The 2,932-nt window shown below is 53.8% G+C and carries 1 rRNA gene; it reads right to left on the bottom strand.

Annotation, left to right across the window (positions count from 1 at the left end):
- Positions 1–2,931, bottom strand: a 23S ribosomal RNA gene (locus CPT76_RS29005).
- Position 2,932: the final 1 nt, after the last annotated feature.

The raw sequence follows: 2,932 nt of genomic DNA on the forward strand, positions 1-2,932 counted from the left end.
TTGGATAAGCCCTCGACCGATTAGTATTGGTCAGCTCCATGCATTGCTGCACTTCCACCTCCAACCTATCTACCTCGTCGTCTACAAGGGGTCTTACATACTGGGAAATCTCATCTTGAGGGGGGCTTCACGCTTAGATGCTTTCAGCGCTTATCCCGTCCGTACGTAGCTACCCAGCCATGCTCCTGGCGGAACAACTGGTGCACCAGCGGTACGTCCATCCCGGTCCTCTCGTACTAAGGACAGCTCCTCTCAAATTTCCTACGCCCACGACAGATAGGGACCGAACTGTCTCACGACGTTCTGAACCCAGCTCGCGTACCGCTTTAATGGGCGAACAGCCCAACCCTTGGGACCTACTTCAGCCCCAGGATGCGATGAGCCGACATCGAGGTGCCAAACCTCCCCGTCGATGTGGACTCTTGGGGGAGATAAGCCTGTTATCCCCAGGGTAGCTTTTATCCGTTGAGCGATGGCCCTTCCATGCGGTACCACCGGATCACTAAGCCCGACTTTCGTCCCTGCTCGACTTGTAGGTCTCGCAGTCAAGCTCCCTTCTGCCTTTGCACTCTTCGAATGATTTCCAACCATTCTGAGGGAACCTTGGGGCGCCTCCGTTACTCTTTAGGAGGCGACCGCCCCAGTCAAACTGCCCACCTGACACTGTCCCCATACCGGATTACGGTACCAGGTTAGAACCTAGATACGATCAGGGTGGTATCCCAACGGCGCCTCCACCCAAGCTGGCGCTCAGGTTTCAAAGGCTCCCACCTATCCTGTACAGATCGTACCCAAATCCAATATCAAGCTGCAGTAAAGCTCCATGGGGTCTTTCCGTCTTGTCGCGGGTAACCTGCATCTTCACAGGTATTAAAATTTCACCGGATCTCTCGTTGAGACAGCGCCCAAGTCGTTACGCCATTCGTGCGGGTCAGAATTTACCTGACAAGGAATTTCGCTACCTTAGGACCGTTATAGTTACGGCCGCCGTTTACTGGGGCTTCGGTTCACAGCTTCGGGATTGCTCCCTAACCGCTCCCCTTAACCTTCCAGCACCGGGCAGGCGTCAGCCCGTATACTTCGCCTTGCGGCTTCGCACAGACCTGTGTTTTTGCTAAACAGTCGCTTGGGCCTTTTCACTGCGGCCCCCTCGTGCTATTCACACTACCGGGGCACCCCTTCTCCCGAAGTTACGGGGTCATTTTGCCGAGTTCCTTAACGAGAGTTCTTCCGCGCGCCTTAGAATTCTCTTCTCGCCTACCTGTGTCGGTTTGCGGTACGGGCACCTTCACCTGGTTAGAGGCTTTTCTTGGCAGTGTGAGATCATGACCTTCGGTACTATAATTTTCCCTCCCCATCACAGCCCAGCCTTAATAGTGTGCGGATTTGCCTACACACCAGCCTCACTGCTTGGACGAGCATCCATCAGCTCGCGTCACTACCCTCCTGCGTCACCCCATCACTCATAACGGTTTACGGTGGTACAGGAATTTCAACCTGTTGTCCTTCGATTACGCCTGTCGGCCTCACCTTAGGTCCCGACTTACCCTGAGCGGACGAGCCTTCCTCAGGAAACCTTGGGCTTTCGGCGGATCAGATTCTCACTGATCTTTTCGTTACTCATACCGGCATTCTCACTTGTATACGCTCCAGCACTCCTTACGGTATACCTTCAACGCTGTATACAACGCTCCCCTACCCCTGATGCATACGCATCAAGCCATAGCTTCGGTGGTGTGTTTAGCCCCGTTACATTTTCGGCGCAGAGTCACTCGACCAGTGAGCTATTACGCACTCTTTCAATGGTGGCTGCTTCTAAGCCAACATCCTGGTTGTCTGTGCAACTCCACATCCTTTCCCACTTAACACACACTTGGGGACCTTAGCTGATGGTCTGGGCTGTTTCCCTTTTGACAATGGATCTTAGCACTCACTGTCTGACTCCCGGTTACAAGTCTATGGCATTCGGAGTTTGACTGAGCTTGGTAACCCTTGCGGGCCCCGCACCCAATCAGTGCTCTACCTCCACGACTCTATTCACCGAGGCTAGCCCTAAAGCTATTTCGGGGAGAACCAGCTATCTCCGAGTTCGATTGGAATTTCTCCGCTACCCCCACCTCATCCCCGAATTTTTCAACATTCGTGGGTTCGGGCCTCCAGTGCGTGTTACCGCACCTTCACCCTGGACAGGGGTAGATCACACGGTTTCGGGTCTACGTCCACGTACTACATCGCCCTATTCAGACTCGCTTTCGCTGCGGCTCCGGCTTCTCACCTTAACCTTGCACGGGAACGTAACTCGCCGGTTCATTCTACAAAAGGCACGCCATCACCCATAAACAGGGCTCTGACTTCTTGTAAGCACACGGTTTCAGGTTCTATTTCACTCCCCTTCCGGGGTGCTTTTCACCTTTCCCTCACGGTACTGTTTCACTATCGGTCGCTAGGGAGTATTTAGCCTTAGCAGATGGTCCTGCCAGATTCATACGGGGTTTCACGTGCCCCGCACTACTCGGGATCCGTCTCGGAGGGAACTGACTTTCGGCTACAGGGCTTTTACCTTCTATGCCGGGCCTTTCCAGACCTCTTCGCCTAACCAGTTCCTTTGTAACTCCATGTGAGACGTCCCACAACCCCGGCCAGCAAGCTGACCGGTTTAGGCTGTTCCGCGTTCGCTCGCCGCTACTGACGGAATCACTCTTGTTTTCTCTTCCTCAGGGTACTTAGATGTTTCAGTTCCCCTGGTATGCCTCACCATAACCTATGTATTCAGTTATGAGTGACTGACTATTACATCAGCCGGGTTTCCCCATTCGGACATCCCCGGATCAAAGCTTGCTTACAGCTCCCCGAGGCAGTATCGTTGTTCGCCACGTCCTTCATCGGCTCCTAGCGCCTAGGCATCCTCCGTGTGCTCTTAGTAGCTTAACCA

Origin of the sequence: Paenibacillus sp. AR247 (assembly GCF_002968895.1) — a bacterium.
Classification (GTDB): Bacteria; Bacillota; Bacilli; order Paenibacillales; family Paenibacillaceae; genus Paenibacillus_AQ; species Paenibacillus_AQ favisporus.